Raw genomic sequence first — 14,863 nt, forward strand, 5'->3', positions numbered from 1 at the left:
TAATGGCAGGCTGCACGGGGAAAGCGTGTGGCGTGATGCGTGTGGCGTGCAGCGTCTCATAAGTTAACCACCTCAATGCGGCTGTCCGGGCGCTCACCGATACCTGCCGGGCGGTGCCAACCCCAGGTTTGCAAGGTCGGTTTCACTTCCAGCATATCGATACAGTCCACCGGGCAAGGTTCCACGCAGAGGTCGCAGCCGGTGCACTCATCAACAATGACGGTATGCATCAACTTGGCGGCGCCGACGATAGCGTCCACCGGGCAGGCCTGGATGCATTTGGTGCACCCAATGCACTCGTCTTCGCGGATGTAGGCGACCTTGGCCACGTTGGCGTCTTCAGCACCTTCGTTGTCCAGGGTCAGTTCTTCACGGCCCAGCAGTTCGGATAGCGACACCACCGTGTCCTGACCGCCGGGTGGGCAGCGGTTGTGGTCTTCGCCTTCGGCAATCGCTTCTGCATAAGGGCGGCAGCCCGGGTGGCCACACTGGCCGCATTGGGTTTGCGGCAGCAGTGAATCGATCTGCTCGACAATGGGGTCGCCTTCCACCTTGAATTTTTCCGAGGCGAACCCGAGCACGGCACCGAACACCGCCGCCAGAGCCAACAACGCCGCCACAGCGATTAAGATAGCGGTCATGGGCGCACTCCGTTTATCTGCGTGCAGGCGTGATGCGTGTTTGCATGCAAGCGGCTTCTCATAACTTGATCAACCCGGAAAAGCCCATGAACGCCAGAGACATCAGGCCAGCGGTAATCAGGCCAATGCTGGGGCCGCGAAAGGCTTCGGGTACATCGGCCACGGCAATGCGTTCGCGCATGGCGGCAAACAAAATTAGCACCAGTGAAAAACCCAGTGCGGCCCCGAAGCCGTAAGTGAGCGAGGACATAAAGGTGGCGTCTTCCTGGCGCACATTCAGCAGCGCCACACCCAGCACCGCACAGTTGGAGGTGATCAGCGGTAAAAATACCCCCAGCACCCGGTAAAGCAGCGGGCTGGCTTTCTTGACGAACATTTCCGTGAACTGCACGGCCACGGCGATCACCAAAATAAAGCTGATGGTGCGCAGATATTCCAGTTCAAAGGGCACCAGGATGTAGGCCCAGGTCAGGTAGGCGAGCACCGAGGACAGCGTCAGCACGAAAGTGGTAGCCAAGGACATGCCCATGGCGGTTTCCACTTTATTGGACACCCCCATAAACGGACACAGCCCAAGGAACTGCACCAGCACGAAATTGTTTACCAGCACAGCGCTGATCAGAATCAGGACGTACTCAGTCATGTGATCGCAGGCCCGCTTGCCGAAAAATAGGAGTAGACGCCATGTTTACATGGCACCAAGGGCGCATAGTATGAGGCAGCGCCTTTATACGCTCAAGAATGATAGCGAATAAGCTTAATAGACAAGGGAGTACAGGTCATTGGCCGTCTTTTGAACAGTTGAGCCGGCTTTTGCCATTATTTTGCGGTTGAAGGCGGGCAAACGGTTGCGGTAGGCCGGTCAATCCAGTATCCAAGACAGACGAAAAACCCCGTACCCGTAACCTGGCTGATTGGGAGACACCCGTGCCCGCTTTACCCCGCGATTTTGACCGTGACGGTCTGCTCGAATACTCCGTGGTTTTCACCGACCGTTCCCTGAACCATATGTCACAGCGCTTCCAGCAGGTGATGCGGGATATCTCATCGACCCTGAAACAGGTCTATAACGCGCATTCCGTGGCGGTGGTGCCCGGTGGCGGCAGCTTCGGCATGGAAGCGGTGGCGCGTCAGTTCGCCACCGACCAGTCCTGCCTGGTGATCCGCAATGGTTTCTTCAGCTTCCGCTGGAGCCAGATTTTCGAGATGGGCAAGATCCCGTCCAAGGAAACCGTCCTCAAGGCTTCCCCGGTTAACGACAAGCCCCAGGCTGCGTTCGCCCCGGCGCCCATTGAAGACGTGGTCGCCACCATCAAGGCTGAAAAACCGGCCATGGTGTTCGCCCCTCACGTGGAAACGGCTTCCGGCATCATCCTGCCCGATGACTACATCAAGCAGGTGGCCGATGCGGTGCACAGTGTGGGCGGCCTGTTCGTCCTCGACTGCATTGCCTCCGGCACTATCTGGGTGGATATGCAGGCTTGCGGTGTCGATGTGCTGATCAGCGCCCCGCAAAAAGGCTGGAGCAGTTCGCCCTGCAGCGCCCTGGTCATGCTCAGTGAAGCCGCAGAAAAGCGCCTGCACGAAACTACCAGCAGCAGCTTCGCCTGCGACCTACGCAAATGGCGCGACATCATGATCGCCTATGAAAACGGCGGCCATGCCTACCACGCCACCATGCCCACGGATGCACTCACCGCTTTCCGCGACACCATGATGGAAACCGTGGAGCGCGGGCTGGATACCGTTAAAGCTGAACAGTGGCAGCTGGGTAACGCGGTTCGTGCGCTGATGGGCGAACACGGCTTTGCCAGTGTGGCCGCACCGGGCTTTGAAGCCCCGGGTGTGGTGGTGTCCTACACCGGCGACGATGGCATCAAGAGCGGTGCGGCGTTTATCGCGCAAGGCCTGCAGACCGCCGGCGGTGTGCCGCTCATGTGCGACGAACCAGCGGACTTCAAAACCTTCCGCGTGGGCCTGTTTGGGCTAGACAAGCTGGGTGATGTGGACGCGGCGGTTGCCCGTCTCAAGACTGCACTGGATCAGCTTGGCTAGATCTGCGACTGGCAGGACAGGGGCGCTGGCGTTATTGCTAGCGTGCCTGTTGGCACGTCCTGCGGCACAGGCGGAGGAAGGCATGAAAGAACCTGAATGCGTTGTGCTGCTACATGGCCTGGCCAGAACCGCCCATGCCATGAAAAAAATGGAAACCGCACTGGAGAAGACCGGTTATATGGTAGTCAACCAGGGCTACCCCTCCACCAAACAGAACATTCAAACCCTCGCGGCTGAAACCCTTCCTGCCGCATTGGCAAAATGCCCCTCCACGGGCAGCATTCATTTTGTGACCCATTCCATGGGCGGCATCCTGCTGCGCCAGTACCTCAGCCAACATACCATTCCTCGCCTTGGCCGAACCGTGATGCTCGGACCGCCCAATCAGGGCAGCGAAGTCGTCGACCGCCTCGGAGGCTGGGCACCATTTCAATGGTTTAACGGCCCCGCCGGCAGCCAGATGGGCACCGGGCCGGACAGCATTCCCATTCAGCTCGGTTCGGTGGATTTCCCTGTTGGGGTTATTGCTGGCAATCAGACCATCAACTTCCTGCTCTCCACGCAATTACCCGGCCCCAATGATGGCAAAGTCACGGTGGAAAGAACCCGGGTTGAAGGCATGCAGGACCATCTGGTGCTGCCGGTGACGCATCCATTCATGATGCGTAATGGGGAGGTGATTGAGCAGGTGACGGTGTTTTTGGCGCAAGGGCGGTTTGATTATCAGAGATAGGAAAGCTGGTGCCTCACTAACCTTGGGCCGTTTTCAACGGAACTTTCCTTTGGGGTCTATATTGGAACTTGGCTATGGCACCACAAGGTGCTGTTATGACAGTGGGGGATTCTGTCAGGGGATCATCGACAACAAGTTACTAATCTGGAAACGGTTGAGCTAGATGGGAACAGCTCATATGGTTCTGATTACGCTACATCAATGGATGCTCAATTTGAAAAAACCACTTCTGTATTTTGCTGGCCTTATAGGCTCAGGAATTACTTGCCTGCTATCAGGCATTTATTATGCTGTGACATGTCAGTGGGGATGTGATTACTTGGCTGCTCCGGCGATCTATCCATATTTTTCATTCTGGTTTTTTCTTGTTCTTTCATTTTATCTTCTGATTAAGCTCGTCATTTTGGTTATATTCAGAAAATAAGATTGGAGGATCAGGGCGAAAAAGATTCGGAAATCCAAGAATATGAGAGTGGATTCGGGGTCGGATTCGGAGTCAGGTCTTGTCCCGTGTTTCAGGATGCTGAGGGTGAAAGTTGGTTCCTGTTTGATGGTTGGGATATGAAGTCGGCACGCTCATTGGATGGTTAGAATCGGCTTTCTAAGTCTATTGTGTGCTTTTTAGTGAGGATTGTTATGACCCAAGAAAAGTATTTAGGCATGCGAGCAGGGGATCTAGATAACAAAGCCTATGCCAAATATTGGAATCCTCATATGTCTACTATGCAGGAACATGCCTTGCACGCTGTTGAGCATGGGCCTGAAGCTTCTGAATTAGGCTTCCCCTTTACAGATACGAACCAACTCCTAAAGCAAGGTTATTTGCCTTTAGAGAATGGCTATACTCGTTTGGATAATGGACAGATTTTTGTAAGCGTATTAACAAAAATGCCGAGAGTGACCGGGAAAATGATTGATTGGTGGTTTGGTTGGCACTACATGGAAAGCCAACGTTACAAGCTATGGCATCCTCGTTCTCATGTGCTTAATCGAGCGGAAAAAATGATCGGTGATGATCCAGATTTATCCGATCGTGAAAAATATATTAACAACCCTAATTTTGTCACTGAATTTATCGGAAGTGGATTGCAAGATATCATTATCACTTTTTCAGATGCTTCTGATTTTTTCGATGTTAGCCAGTTTAAAGATGCTAATGTTAGTACTGCGATTTGTGGCTCTGTTGGACTTCAACGCTTTCCGTTGAATGCTGGAAAGTTAATCCATTTAATCAGAGAAACTGAAGATGGCTGCGAAATGCGAAGTCGTTTTTGGATAGGAAAGCCTGAGGTTAGAGGGTTAGCCACTAATGGATTTGTAAATAAAGTACTAGGATCTAGACTTTTCGCTAAACGTGCCGCGACTATCGAAAATGGGAGGGATTTGTTTGTACATTGCGCAATGGAAATGAACCACTTGGCCAGTTTTCTTCCCGAATTACACGACGAGTATCACGTCAAAACATAACAAGGCAATTAAGCAGAACATGTGGTTATCACACTTCAGTGGTCACCTTCTCTTAACCTGAGGAGTAGGTATATGCCCCAGGGAATCAATAGGGAAAAGCCTCCTGTTTTCCATTGTTTCCGCCGTTTCTTTGGAATGGAGATGTTGAGCATGCCCCCGGTATCCCCTTGACTCTCTAGGAGAAACACGTTGTCGAATTACGCCTTTCAGGCGAATTCGACCGACATGCATGTGCGGTAATCTGGGGTTTCAGCTCCTTGCCGGTGCGAATGAAACCCTGTCTTGTTGTGGTACAGTGGCCACAAAACCCCAACCCGGACCTCCCTATGCTCGTCTACCTCCTCGTCGCCTGCGATCGCCTTGATGAAAAGCAGGAAAAGAAGCTTAAGCGCAACCTGACTGATCTGCAGGCGGCGCTGCACGCTTATGTGGATGCGAATGAAGCCTCGACGCTGATGGATGACTGCGAGAGTGAGGAGTGTGAAGACTGGGTGCTTGGCATTAGCCTGCCGGTGAAGAAAAAGATTCAGCTCAAGGAACCGGTGAATCTGTTTAATGACCTGGCCAAGCAATACAACATTGATTGTGAAGTGGGTTCAATTGAAGACGATCAGCGAGATCCGGTGAGCTACTTTGGTAAGCGAGAAGGCGTTGGGGACGCGTTTTTGATTGCGGAGTATTTGGGGGTATAGGGTACTTGTCGGATTACGCCTTTCAGGCTAATTCGACCTACAAAAACCGTGCTTCGTAGGTCGGGTTAGGCGTAGCCGTAACCCGACACCTGCGCCGCCTTTAGGCGGCGTTTTCCTGTCTGCTTTCCTGCGCTGTTGGCGCATATTGATTGGCGTCGGTGGTGTATTCCGCGTGGCCATATTCCACCAGTAGTTCCTTGATCCTTTTCACCAGTATCTTGTCCGCCACTTTGTTGGCCACCGGGATATCCTGCAGCGTTCGATAGGCGATCAGGCGGGGCACGACGAACAGGTTACCCACGGTGAACAGGGCGTAGTCCATCAGGTGGGCTTCCACGCCCATTTCTTTGGCTTTCGATTTGTCTTTGCGACCTAGAAACGCCTGGCTAAAAAACACCTTTGAGAAGCTGCGCTCTACGCGGTTATGCAGCTGGCTAATCAGTTTCTTATTTTTAGGGCGATAGACGGCCATGGTGGCACGGGTGAGCTCACCACAGGTTTCGTCGTCATAGCCTTCGCGCAGGGTGCCGGAATAGGTGAGCATGGTATTGATGATGTCCGGCGCGTCGGCGGGCAGCAGTTCTTCGGGCAGGCCCAGCAGGAAACATTCATAGCGCGACAGTTCGACGATGGCGCGCTCGTTGGCAGTGAAGTGTTTGCGACCTTTGCGCAGTGCCTTAAAGGCGGTGAGGTAGGCGGGCATGGTGCCGGCCGGCATCTGGTCTACCTGAGGAATGGGGATGCCATATACAGCGGGATCCCAGGGCCCCCCTTTGTCGGTAGTGGCCCGTTTGATGATGTTGAAGCGCACCATGGAGTGCATCAGGCGAACCATGGCGGCGGCCTTGAAGCCGGGACCAAACCGTTCCAGCGCACCGGGCAGGGTGGCGGTGGTGAAGAAACTGGCCGTTTCGTTGATGCGCTGATTCACCGAGTCGTTGGCCAGGGTGCCGGTGATCGCCATGGGCAGGCCGGAGTACTTGTTCATGAAGGTGGCCACAAAGGCGCCACGAATCACGTAGGGGGCCAGGTTGGCCATCTGGTTACGGCTGAGGCGCGCGCCTTCGCGGACCAGATCCATGTCCACCCAGTCCGGGGTGGCTTCCATGGCGGAAATGAAATCGATCAATTCCTGGGGGGCATCCTCTACTGCGTCCAGCCCTTCATCGCAGGCTTTCTTGAGCATGGTAATCAGGTTGCGAAAACCGTATTGCGGCATCAGTGCGGCGTAGGCATCCGAGACGGTATCGCCGAGTAGGGTGTAGGCCCGAGCCCGTTCGACTTTTTCGTTGTTGGCGAGAATGCCGTCGCGGTATTTACGCGCGAAATGTCCCGGTAGCGAACTGCGGGTGTTGATGTCATCGGTAAAGCGTTCCGGGGTGATATCGAAATCGATATCGCCGTACAGGGACGGAATACGGGTTTTCTGTTCGCGGACCTTTTCCCAGAGTGCCTCAAGTGACAGTGCCATCAGGAACCTCTAATGCGCCATTCAATGAATGTATACATTGGGTTTACTCCTTGCTGATGACAATGGCAAGAAAGCGAAATCACCACAGGGTGTGGTGTTTTGGCCTGAATCGACAGAGCCGACGCCATGTGGAGGAAACACGGTGAGGGCGTTTGTTTTATTGCGGGAAACGGTTGAGGTGAAGATGTTTATTTGAGGGGCATGGTCTCCCGGTCGAGACCGAGAACCATGCCTGCGTTGCTGGCGAGCAAACGGTTAATCCTGCTCGGCCATGGCTTTCTTGTAGAGTGATTTACGTGGCTCGGCAAACACCTTGCGCAGCATGGGTTCGAAGTAATCCAGCGGCAGGGTTTCACCGTCCGGGTCAAACGCGGGGGAATCGTACTTGCTGACGAACTCCAGGGTTTGGCGGTAGTGAGGGTGATCCTTGAAGTTCTCACGCATGTCGCGGTCCATGCCGAGATAGTGGAAGAAATAGTAGCCCTGGAAAATCGCGTGGTGCTTCACCATCCAATGGTTGGCGTCACTCACAAAAGGTTCCAGTAGCACGGCGGCCACGTCGGCGTGGTTGAAGGTGCCGAGGGTGTCGCCGATGTCGTGCAGCAGGGCACAGACCACGTATTCGTCATCCTTGCCGTCACGGTGAGCGAGGGTGGCGGTTTGCAGGCAATGCTGGAAGCGGTCGATCTTGAAACCGCCGAAGTCACCTTCCAGCAAACGCAGGTGGGCCATGATGCGATCGGACAGGCCCTTGCTGAAGTCACCGAAGGATTTGGCGATGATTTGCCAGTCTTCCCCGGTGCCGTCCTTCATGTGGGTGAAGTCAGCGCGGGGGGCAGTCATGTCATTCATGCTGAGCTCCTTATTCCGCGTAGCCGGGGTTGTTGCGGTCCAGCTTGCGCAGCAGACCGGGCCAGGCCAGGTTGCCGCCCATGCCTTTGGTTACCTGTGATGCCTGCTGTTTGATGGTATCGACAATGCCAGCAGGGATCGGGGTCAGTGGTCGGTTGCCGGACAGGGCTTGCAGTTGAATTTCGCAGGCTCGTTGCAGAATAAACATGCTCAGGAAAGTATCGGCGATGGTGCTGCCAACGGTCAGCAGGCCATGGTTACGCAAGATCATAAAGTTGGCATTACCCAGGTCGGCTTGCAGACGGGATTTCTCGTCGTCGCGCAGGGCCACGCCTTCGTAGTCGTGGTACGCCAGGCTGGCCAGCGGGAATAAGCTCTGCTGGGACAGGGCCAGCAAGCCCTCCTGCTGGGCAGACACGGCAACGCCAGCGGTGGTGTGGGTGTGCATGACACAGGCGGCATCGTCACGCACCGCGTGGATGGCACTGTGAATGGTGAAGCCAGCCGGATTGATATCGTAATCGCTGTCGTCCAGCTTGTTGCCTTCCTGATCCACGCGCACCAAGCTGGACGCGGTGATTTCATCAAACATCATGCCGTAGGGGTTGATCAGGAAATGGTGTTCGTCGCCGGGGATACGGGCGGACAGGTGGGTAAAGATAAGATCATCCCAGCCGTGCAGGGCAATCAGCCGGTAGGCGGCGGCGAGATCCACGCGCAACTGCCATTCTTCGGCGCTGACGCTGCCTTTCTTGGAGGGGACGGTAGCTGGGTTAATGGTGACCTGGCTGTTCATTGTAGCGCTCTCCCTTTTTGTGGGTCTTATGTGGGTCAAAGACCCTTATGGTGTCATCGGATGATGCGTTGTCTCGAGTGTAGGCCGATGGTTAGGGATAAAACTGTCAACAGGTTTACAATTGGGCCATGACGGACGCGTATACGGTGCTGCGGCACTGCCCCCTGCTCGCTGGTTTTCCCGATGCTGCTTTACATGAGGCGGCCCGGCATGCCCGTATACGGTCGTTTCAGGCCAACCAGCCGATTTATGAAAAGGGTGAACCCCAGTCCAACCTGTGCGTGATTGCCGAGGGATTGGTGCGCATCAGTTCGGTGAATGTGCAGGGGCAGGAAGCGGTATTGATCATCTTCGATCAGGGCACCTGGTTTGGTGATGCGGTGTTTTCGCCGGGCACCGGCCGGGTTTATGGGGCAACGGCTCAGGAAGTCGCGGTGCTGGTGGAAGTGCCGGGACCCTTTTTCCGCGACCTGTTAAAGCGTTACCCGGAAAGTTACCCAGTGGTACTGGATCTGATCAGCCAGCGCTTGTGGTCGGCCATTTCCATGATTGAAGAAGATGCGTTGCGGGGTACTCAGGCGCGTATAGGGCAGCGCTTGTTGTTCCTGTCGCAAATGCAGCGCGGCGGCAAGCCGGAGGGTGGGCCGGTGACGGTGCGTCTCACCCGCGAACATATTGCCAACATGATGGGGATGACCCGCCAGGGCGTGCACCGGACGCTCAAGGAATTTGAGGCGCAAGAGCTGATTTCGCTGGGCTACGGGCGGATCACCATCGAAAATGAGGCGGCGCTGAGGGAGCATCTGGCGACGTTGAATTGACGCTGAGTGCTGTTTGTCGGATTACGCCTTTCAGGCTAATTCGACCTACTTACAGTATTCCCCACATACGACTCGTAGGTCGTGTTTACCCAAGGGCACAGAGAGGCCGAAGGCCGTAACCCGACATTCCTGTCGTGGTTTGATTTCAACAGACATAAAAAAACCGGCTAATGCCGGTTTTTTATATCGCGAATTAACGCACTTCCATGCCCGGTGTGGCGCCGCTATCCGGGCTGAGGATGTGGATATCATCCCCGCCGGGGCCGGCGGCCAGCACCATGCCTTCAGAGACACCGAACTTCATTTTCCGTGGCGCGAGATTGGCGACCAAGATCACCAATTTGCCTTCCAGTTCTTCCGGTGCGTAGCGGGCTTTGATACCAGCGAACACGTTACGCTCGCCCAGCTCACCCACGTCCAGTGTCAGTTGCAGCAGTTTGTCGGCGCCTTCCACATGGGTGGCCTTGGCCACACGGGCGACACGCAGTTTCACCTTGAGGAAATCATCAATGCTGATGGTTTCGTCGTCTGCGTCCGCTTTTTTTGCGTCTGCTTTCTTGGGCTTGTCGGCAACCGGTGCAGGCGTGCTGTCTTTGGAATCCGCCAGCATGGATTCGACCTGTGTCATATCAATGCGGCTCAGCAGCGGCTTGAACTTGGCGATTTCATGGCCCAGCAGTAGCTGGTCAGCATCGGCCCAGGTCAGCGGTTCCACCTGCATGAAGGCTTCGGCGCGTTCCGCCAGGGCGGGCAACACCGGTTTCAGGTAAATCACCAGCAGGCGGAACACATTGATGGCGGTGCTGCAGATGGCCAGCACTTCCTGTTCCTTGCCGTCTTCTTTGGCCAGGCTCCAGGGCGCCTTGTCGGCAATGTAGCCATTGGCGTGGTCGGCTAGCGCCATGATTTCACGCATGGCTTTGCCGAATTCACGCTTCTCATAGAAATCAGCAATGCGTGGGCCCGCTTCTTGTACTTCGCGTACCAGCAGCATGTTGTCCAGGTCGGCACTGAGCGTGCCGCCGAACTTCTTCACGAAGTTGCCGGTACGGCTGGCGATGTTGACCAGCTTGCCGACCAGATCCGAGTTCACCCGCTGGGCGAAGTCTTCCAGATTCAGGTCGAAATCATCCACACGGCTGGAGAGTTTGGCCGCGAAGTAGTAACGCAGGTACTCCGGGCTCAGGTGATCCAGATAGGTGCGGGCCTTGATAAAGGTGCCGCGGGACTTGGACATCTTGGCGCCGTTCACGGTGACAAAGCCGTGGCTGTAGATGGCGGTGGGTTTGCGTAACCCAGCGCCGTCCAGCATGGCCGGCCAGAACAGGCCATGGAAATTGATGATGTCCTTGCCGATGAAGTGATACAGCTCGGCGGTGGAATCTTTGCCCCAGTAGTCGTCGAAGCTTAGCCCTTCGCGATCGCAGTAGTTCTGGAAGCTGGCCATGTAGCCGATGGGCGCATCCAGCCACACGTAGAAATACTTGCCCGGGTAGCCGGGGATCTCGAAGCCGAAGTAGGGGGCTTCACGGGAGATATCCCAGGGCTGTAGATCTTCAATCCATTCCTGCAGCTTGTTTGCCACCTGTTCCTGGAGGGCGCCGGAGCGGGTCCACTCGCGCAGAAGGGGCTCGAACTTGGGCAGGTCGAAGAACAGCTGGGTGGTTTCTTTTTCCACCGGCGTTGCGCCGCTGACGGAGGAGTAGGGCTCGATCAGTTCTGCCGGGGTGTAGGTGGCACCGCAGACTTCGCAGTTATCCCCGTACTGGTCTTCGCTTTTGCACTTCGGGCAGGTGCCTTTGACGAAACGGTCCGCCAGGAACATCCCTTTTTGTGGGTCGTACAGCTGGGTAATGGTCTTTTCCATAATATAGCCAGCATCTTTGTTGCGCTGGAATACCATTTCCGACAGCGCCTGGTTCTCGGGGCTGTGGGTGCTGTAGTAATTGTCGAAGTTGATCTGGAAATCGGCGAAATCCCGTTCGTGATCCGCTTTCACCTGAGCGATTTGCTGTTCCGGGGTGACGCCGTTTTCCTCGGCCTTGAGCATGATGGCGGTGCCGTGGGCATCGTCAGCGCAGACATAGGTGCACTGCTGACCACGCAGTTTCTGGAAGCGAACCCAGATGTCGGTTTGGATGTATTCCAGCAAATGACCCAGATGAATGGGGCCATTGGCATAGGGAAGGGCACTGGTGACCAGTATCTTGCGGGGAGTGTCACTCATGGGAACGGCGTCGTTTTCCAAAAAATGGGTGGCCTATGATACGGGGGCTGCCGGGGTTTTTCATCCTGTGTTATTCACAGGCTTCGCAGGCCATTTTTACCCCACTTTGACGGCCAACGTGCTGGCGGTGGATCGCCAGCGTTGTCTGGACGCCGGTTGTGATGCCTTTTTGGGTAAGCCAGTAAGGGTGAGGGAGCTGCTGGCGGTATGCTCGCAGCTCTTTAATCAGTCTGACGTTTCTGTTAGCCCGTAATATCCTTGGAGACCTGACCGCGTTTGAGCGCATCGCGGACTTGTTGCTGGGAGACCGGTTTGCTGAGGTAATCATCTACTCCGGCGTCGCGGGCTTTCTGCACATAATCGCCGGTGGCATGGGCTGACAGGGCAATGATCCAGCAGTGTGGCGGCTCTTCCTGAGCAGCTTCCAGGGCTCGAATTTCCCGGGTGGCCTGGTAGCCGTCCATGACCGGCATTTCGCAATCCATGAAAATGATATCCCAGTGATTCGGCCGGTTGCGGACTTGCTCGACGGCTTTGGCACCGTCGCTGACCAGCGTGGCATGGATACCTAGCGACTTGAGGATGCTGTCGATCACCAGCTGGTTCACAGCATTGTCTTCCGCCACGATCACCTTGAGCATATTGGCCCGGTCCAGCCGGACTAGCGGTTCTTTCGTGGTGGAGGGCGCGCGCGCTTCATCGGGGCCGGTGAGCAGACTGCGCTTCAGTGCCTGGCAGGAGAAGGGTGTTTCTATCAGTAGCAGGTCTTCCGGCAGGGTGTCGCTGAGAGGCCGGCCGGTGGGGTGTAACAGCACCAGTGCCGGGTTCTCGAAGTGAGCGCGAAGGCGCTCCACGTAGTGAGGGTCTTCCAGTACCGGCAGCTCAGCGATGAGATAGTCCACGGCTTGGCCGGGATTGGTTGGATCAAGCGCGGTTACGACATCACGGTATTCCAGCGTTCTGGCGCCCCAACGGCTGAGAATTTGTGACAGGCTTAGCAGTTGCGGGGCTGTGCTGGAAATGATGGCGGCTGTGCGGTTTGCCAGCACCGGTTGCTTCTGATTTTTTTCCACTTCCACTGGCAAGGATAACCAGAAGGTGGCCCCGCGGCCCAGCGAGCTGGACACGCCAATGTCGCCGCCGAGCAGTTCGATTAATCGTTTGCAGATCACCAGCCCCAGGCCGGCACCATTGTGTTTGCCCTTGGCTGACAGATCGCTGAAAGCTTGAAATAGTGACGACTGCTGGCCTTCATCCAGGCCGATCCCGGTATCAACCACTTCAATCATCAGCACGCACATGCCCTTGTTATTCACAGGTTGCTTCAGGTTCACGTGCAAAGCGACGTGACCCCGTTCGGTGAATTTGAAGGCATTGCTGAGCAAGTTGGTAATGATCTGCTTGAGGCGGATCGGGTCGGTTTTGATGCGTTCCGGTACCCGGCTGTCGATATGAATATACAGCGGCAGGGCTTTTTCGCTGGAGCGCAGGGCAAACAGGCGTACGCAATCATCGACAATGTTTTCCAGCGCGATGGGCTGATAATCCAGTTCCAGTTTGCCGGATTCGATTTTCGAGTAATCCAGAATATCGTTGATGACAGTCAGCAACGATTGGGTGGACTGATAAATGGTGCCGACGTACTGCGCCTGTTGTTGCGTCATGCTGGTACGTCGCAACAGGTCGGTCATGCCCATAATGCCGTTCATGGGGGTGCGGATTTCATGGCTCATGGTAGCCAGGAATTCGCTTTTGGCGTGGTTTCTGGCGCCAGCCTTGAATGCTTCCATTTCCGCAATAGCACGGTCGCGCACGGAATCAGAATGGGCTTCCTTCAAGCGATTGATGCGCCGGGCTAACGCCAGGGAAAGCAACACCACCTCTAGAGAGACGCCTATTTGCACCAGGTTTTCGGTCAGCGGATTGCGTGGAAAAACACCGTATTTATTCAGTGCCATGGCAGCGGCGCCAACAATAAAGCAGGACCAGGCGATGGTGAAAATTCGAGCATCCGAATCGCCGGTGCGGGCCCGGATTAAACTGACGAAGAAAATACTGAAATCCATTAGCAAAATGGCACTGACGGAGATCGGGATCAGAAAGGTGCGGCTGGTGAAGGGCGCGGCGAGGAAGAGTACGGTGCCAATCCCCACCAGTAGTTGCAGCCACATGGCCAGTCGCGGCGCCTTCTCCCGCAGTGACAGAAAGTGCAGTGTAAACAGAGGCGGAAGCAGAACAATCAGCGGCAGCAGGTAATGAATTATGTACTGGCTAATCAGGGTGGAATGCGGCCACAAATACCGGTGGGCATAGCCGTGCAGCACCGCCATGAACAAGGTGACCACAGCGGACCAGCAAACGTACAGCAAGTACACTTTTTCGCGAATGGAAAAGAACAGCGACAGGTTATAAAGAATCATCACCAGCATGCCGCCGAAGAAAATTCCTTGCACCATGCTTTGCGTTTGGATTGAGGCGTTGTAACTGTCCTGCGACAGCAGCTCCAGTGGCAACTGGATGCTGTGCGCTGAGGAAACCTTGAGATAAATATCGTTGTCGGTACCGGCGGGTAAGGTCAGCGGAAACGCTGGCGTTGGGGCTGTGCCAGGGCGCACTGAAAAATCCCGGTCCATGCCTGCCTGAAAGTGGGCAATCAGCGTACCGCCGGCATCGATCTGGTAAACATCCATTTCACCGAGCATGGCGTAGTCGATTTGCAGCTGCCAGTCAGCATGAAGTCGATTAAGATTGCGGATTGAGAAACGGAACCAGCAATGATCCGTGGTAAAGCCTAAATTCGGTGTGCTGGTACCGGACGGTTGCCAGGGCAGGTCGGTGCGTTGAAGAATGGCATTAATGCCGGGCGACTGGTCAGCAGGCGTGCAGAAGGTCTGCAGGCCCTGATAGGGATGCAAATGTTCCTGCTGTTCGCCGATGATCTGGGTGTCCGGGCCATTGGCCGAGGCCAGTGGGGGCAGGCAGATCGAGAAAAAAGCGACAAGCAAAAGCAGGGCGGCTTTCGAGTCCTTGAACAAAGTGTCTTTATCCTGAATAGACGGGGTGACATCACCTCTTCTCAGTGATGCTAGCAGCGTGAGCCGGGGGGCT

13 protein-coding genes are annotated in these 14,863 nt (G+C 55.4%); 6 read left to right on the forward strand and 7 right to left on the reverse strand.

All coding sequences use genetic code 11. From position 1 onward, the window contains the following. Positions 1–56: 56 nt before the first annotated feature. Positions 57–641 carry an electron transport complex subunit RsxB gene (gene rsxB, locus ABNH18_RS04590; RefSeq protein ID WP_349381675.1) on the reverse strand — a complete coding sequence of 195 codons (585 nt, stop codon included), beginning with the start codon at positions 639–641 and terminating at the stop codon, positions 57–59. Between the two features lie 58 nt (positions 642–699). Beyond that, complete coding sequence (gene rsxA / locus ABNH18_RS04595; RefSeq protein WP_007150071.1) at positions 700–1,284, reverse strand: electron transport complex subunit RsxA; 585 nt, start codon at positions 1,282–1,284, stop codon at positions 700–702. Positions 1,285–1,568: 284 nt separating this feature from the next. Between rsxA and ABNH18_RS04600 the strand changes: the two genes are divergently transcribed. From ABNH18_RS04600 to ABNH18_RS04615, 4 genes are all read left to right on the forward strand, one after another. Then, a complete protein-coding gene (locus ABNH18_RS04600; RefSeq protein WP_349381676.1) occupies positions 1,569–2,696 on the forward strand; it encodes an aminotransferase class V-fold PLP-dependent enzyme in 1,128 nt (375 codons plus the stop codon). Between the two features lie 82 nt (positions 2,697–2,778). Beyond that, entirely contained in the window at positions 2,779–3,429 is a 651-nt protein-coding gene (locus tag ABNH18_RS04605; RefSeq protein ID WP_349381677.1) for an esterase/lipase family protein, read from the forward strand. Between the two features lie 636 nt (positions 3,430–4,065). Next, positions 4,066–4,896, forward strand: a complete 831-nt coding sequence (locus ABNH18_RS04610) for a DAPG hydrolase family protein (protein WP_349381678.1) — start codon at positions 4,066–4,068, stop codon at positions 4,894–4,896. Between the two features lie 326 nt (positions 4,897–5,222). Next, positions 5,223–5,588 (forward strand): hypothetical protein, encoded by a 366-nt coding sequence (locus ABNH18_RS04615; protein ID WP_349381679.1) that lies wholly within the window; start codon positions 5,223–5,225, stop codon positions 5,586–5,588. A 100-nt stretch (positions 5,589–5,688) separates the two neighbouring features. Here ABNH18_RS04615 and ABNH18_RS04620 read toward each other — a convergent pair whose 3' ends face one another. From ABNH18_RS04620 to ABNH18_RS04630, 3 genes are all read right to left on the reverse strand, one after another. Beyond that, positions 5,689–7,059, reverse strand: a complete 1,371-nt coding sequence (locus ABNH18_RS04620; RefSeq protein ID WP_349381680.1) for an oxygenase MpaB family protein — start codon at positions 7,057–7,059, stop codon at positions 5,689–5,691. A 255-nt stretch (positions 7,060–7,314) separates the two neighbouring features. Further along, on the reverse strand, positions 7,315–7,911 hold the full coding sequence (locus tag ABNH18_RS04625; RefSeq protein ID WP_349381681.1) for an HD domain-containing protein: 597 nt from the start codon (positions 7,909–7,911) through the stop codon (positions 7,315–7,317). Positions 7,912–7,921: 10 nt separating this feature from the next. Next, positions 7,922–8,707, reverse strand: a complete 786-nt coding sequence (locus ABNH18_RS04630; RefSeq protein WP_349381682.1) for a class II aldolase/adducin family protein — start codon at positions 8,705–8,707, stop codon at positions 7,922–7,924. 128 nt (positions 8,708–8,835) lie between these two features. On the opposite strand from ABNH18_RS04630, the gene ABNH18_RS04635 reads away from it, so the two are divergent. After that, positions 8,836–9,528: a Crp/Fnr family transcriptional regulator gene (locus tag ABNH18_RS04635; RefSeq protein WP_349381683.1), complete on the forward strand. Its 693-nt coding sequence runs from the start codon at positions 8,836–8,838 to the stop codon at positions 9,526–9,528. 193 nt (positions 9,529–9,721) lie between these two features. Here the strand turns inward: ABNH18_RS04635 and metG are convergent, their stop codons facing one another. Beyond that, positions 9,722–11,755: a methionine--tRNA ligase gene (gene metG, locus ABNH18_RS04640; RefSeq protein WP_349381684.1), complete on the reverse strand. Its 2,034-nt coding sequence runs from the start codon at positions 11,753–11,755 to the stop codon at positions 9,722–9,724. Between metG and ABNH18_RS04645 the strand changes: the two genes are divergently transcribed. Continuing rightward, positions 11,754–12,008, forward strand: a complete 255-nt coding sequence (locus ABNH18_RS04645) for a response regulator (RefSeq protein ID WP_349381685.1) — start codon at positions 11,754–11,756, stop codon at positions 12,006–12,008. The genes metG and ABNH18_RS04645 overlap by 2 nt on opposite strands. On the opposite strand, the gene ABNH18_RS04650 is transcribed toward ABNH18_RS04645, so the two are convergent. Further along, positions 11,998–14,790 (reverse strand): hybrid sensor histidine kinase/response regulator, encoded by a 2,793-nt coding sequence (locus ABNH18_RS04650; protein ID WP_349381686.1) that lies wholly within the window; start codon positions 14,788–14,790, stop codon positions 11,998–12,000. The two genes, ABNH18_RS04645 and ABNH18_RS04650, sit on opposite strands and share 11 nt — an antisense overlap. Positions 14,791–14,863: the final 73 nt, after the last annotated feature.

Origin of the sequence: Alcanivorax sp., from assembly GCF_040118815.1 — a bacterium.
Taxonomy (GTDB): domain Bacteria; phylum Pseudomonadota; class Gammaproteobacteria; order Pseudomonadales; family Alcanivoracaceae; genus Alcanivorax.